Origin of the sequence: Hyphococcus aureus, assembly GCF_042643165.1 — a bacterium.
Classification (GTDB): Bacteria; Pseudomonadota; Alphaproteobacteria; order Caulobacterales; family Parvularculaceae; genus Hyphococcus; species Hyphococcus aureus.
On sequence record NZ_JBHRSH010000003.1, the window covers coordinates 1 to 1,267 of the forward strand.

Genomic DNA, 1,267 nt, shown 5'->3' on the forward strand with positions numbered 1-1,267 from the left:
TGGCCTGACCCATCGAAGTGCTCCGAGCCATTTGTTAGACTCGGCGGGTTGTCGGACGGCGTTCATGCCGCCACGCCCTGAACGTAAGGCGGCATGAAGGGCTTTGGCAAGATGGCTTTCGGCGCGGGCGGTCTGTAGCCCAAGGACGAGTGTGGTCGCTGCGTGTTGTAATACCGTCGCCACCATTCGATCAGCGTTTTGGCCTCCTTCATCGTATAGAAGATTTCCCGTGCGAGCAGCTCGTCTCTGAGTTTGGAGTTGAAGCTCTCGCAATATCCGTTCTCCCATGGGCTGCCCGGCTCGATGTAGAGCGTCTTGACGCCGAGCCTCGTCAGCCATTCCCGCAGCGCCGTCTCGATAAATTCGGGGCCGTTATCGGACCGAATGTGATCCGGCGGACCGTGCGAGAGGAAGAGGTCGGCAAGCACCTCCAGAACAATTCTTGCGTTAAGCCTTCGCTCGACACGGATCGCCAGGCATTCCCGAGTGAACTCATCGATGACGCACAGCATGCGGAACGGTTTCCCATCCTGGGTTCGGTCCATCACAAAGTCGTAACTCCATACATGGTTTCGGTGTTGCGGCCTGAGCCTCACGCAAGAGCCGTCATTGAGCCATAAGCGGCCCCGTTTCGGTTGTTTCTGCGGAACTTTCAGCCCTTCACGCCGCCAGATGCGATAGACCCGCTTCTCGTTCACATGCCAGCCGTCTCGCCGGAGCAAGGCGGTGATGCGACGATAGCCATAGCGGCCGAACTGTTCGGCGAGGAAGAGGATCGCTTTGGTCAGCGCTTTCTCGCCCAGCCGGCCGCGCGGCTTTTTACGTTGGGTCGATCGGTGCTGACCGAGCGTCTCGCAGGCACGGCGTTCGGAAACGCCAAGCTCATCGACAACCCGGTCAACACACGCCCGGCGGCGCGAAGGGCTTAGAAGTTTCCCTTGGCGGCCTCGGCAAGGATCAGCTTGTCGAGCGTCAGATCGGAGACCGCTTTCCGGAGGCGCAGATTCTCCTTCTCCAGTTCTTTCAGCCGCCGCGCCTGATCGACGCCCATGCCGCCATACTCGCGGCGCCATCGGTAGTATGTCTGCTCCGTCACCCCAATGGCCCGGACCGCCTGACCCGTCGTCTCGCCACGGCTCAGGCGGACTTCAACTTCACGCAGCTTCGCAATGATCTCTTCCGGTTTGGCTCTTTTCGCCATGTCTCAGCTCCTCTTTCAAAGCCGAGACTAACAGATTCATCGGACCACTATTTCGGTGGCAGACCA

Annotated in this window: 1 protein-coding gene; it reads right to left on the minus strand. The window is 59.7% G+C overall.

Going from position 1 to position 1,267, the window contains the following annotated elements; genetic code table 11:
• Window positions 1-62 precede the first annotated feature (62 nt).
• Window positions 63-1,201, minus strand: a protein-coding gene (locus ACFOOP_RS19750; protein ID WP_379882919.1) for an IS3 family transposase whose coding sequence is annotated in 2 segments (ribosomal slippage) — window positions 63-940 and window positions 940-1,201 — 1,140 coding nt in all. Because the reading frame shifts where the segments join, the coding sequence is not laid out codon by codon here.
• Between the last annotated feature and the right edge of the window lie 66 nt (window positions 1,202-1,267).